The organism is uncultured Campylobacter sp. (genome assembly GCF_937997595.1).
Classification (GTDB): Bacteria; Campylobacterota; Campylobacteria; order Campylobacterales; family Campylobacteraceae; genus Campylobacter_B.
Map to the genome: position 1 here is coordinate 1 of NZ_CALKTS010000327.1, position 1,243 is coordinate 1,243.

The following is a 1,243-nucleotide window of genomic DNA, read 5'->3' on the forward strand; positions in this document are numbered from 1 at the left end:
AATTTTGCGTGCTCGCATAGCCGTTTATCACGGCGATCTCGCCGCTAAATTTAACTTCGCGCTTAAGCCCCTCAAGATCGCTCGCGCCCGTTTCGTAAGCTTTGCCGTTTAATTTTATCTGCATTTTGATCCTAAATTTTATCTTTTTGCGCGCCCGAGTCTCGCCGCGCGAGCTTTGACCCTGCGCCTTTTTTGCGTCACGCAAAGCCGCAAATTTTAACGATTCTACGAGCTGTAGCACGCAATTGCTCGCTTCGCACCATGGCGATTTATACTTAAGACAAATTTGCGCGGTCTTGATGACCGAAGCTCAGCCCGCCGCCATGATTGAGCTCAATTAGCCAACGCACCCGCACTTGAGCTTAACGCAAGTGTGCTTTGTCTTGCGACTAGCGAAACGCTACGATCAATCGCGCGTAAACCCGAAGCAAGCCTAATCGATAAAATTTTGACGCCGTATCGTGTGCTTTATTTTGACCGGCCTTAAGCTTTTTAAATTTATCGCGCCGCCCAAATTTAATCGGCGCAAGCCGCTTTTTTACCGTGCGCCGCGCAACAGAGTCGCATTCCCGCTCCTTTTTACATCGCAGTATTGTAACGCGGCATATCGATAGATCTCCGAATCGATCCGTTAATTTTACGCACTGCGGCGTGCCGCCGAACGCGGAATTTTATGTTTAATATAAATAGATCACGCGGCACATACCGTGTTTACGAGCTAATTTAGCGCGCTCGCGGGTAAAATTTGCGCGTCGGGTGCCGTTCCCTAGCGCGACGAAATTAAATTTTAAAGCCCCACGCTCAAGCCTACGGCACCGATGCAGTTTAAAGCCCACATCCTACCGCCGCAGCTGGCGGCGCAAATTAACGTTTCGCAGCCGCAATAAAATTTAAACCCTATCGCCGCGGAGCGAATTTTAAAACTCCTGCGTTCGGCCGCCGCGGCCTAGCTCGCTTTCAAAAATTTAAAGCTCGCCACAGACGCCAGGCCACCGCGGCTTCCTCATAAATTTAAAAATCCCAAACGCCGCTTATGTCTCCGCGCCGCCCTATCGTTTAAAATTTTAACGACGCGCGTGCAAATTTTTAAGTCCCAGCCGCTGTGTCGCTAAGCCGATTAAAATTTAGCGGCCTTCGCGCGGATTTAAACCTCGGCTGCGTAATTTTTAACATAATTCAAAGTCCGATCTCAGCCGCCGCCTACGAACTCGACGATCTCATATTTTTTGCCGCTTGAGATCTG

General features: G+C 49.6%; 1 protein-coding gene. It reads right to left on the reverse strand.

The genetic code is table 11. The features are described 5' to 3' along the window. Nucleotides 1–124 (reverse strand): ThiS-like ubiquitin domain-containing protein (locus Q0614_RS11190; RefSeq protein ID WP_298788747.1); only part of this gene is annotated, 124 nt, incomplete at its 3' end. Between the last annotated feature and the right edge of the window lie 1,119 nt (nucleotides 125–1,243).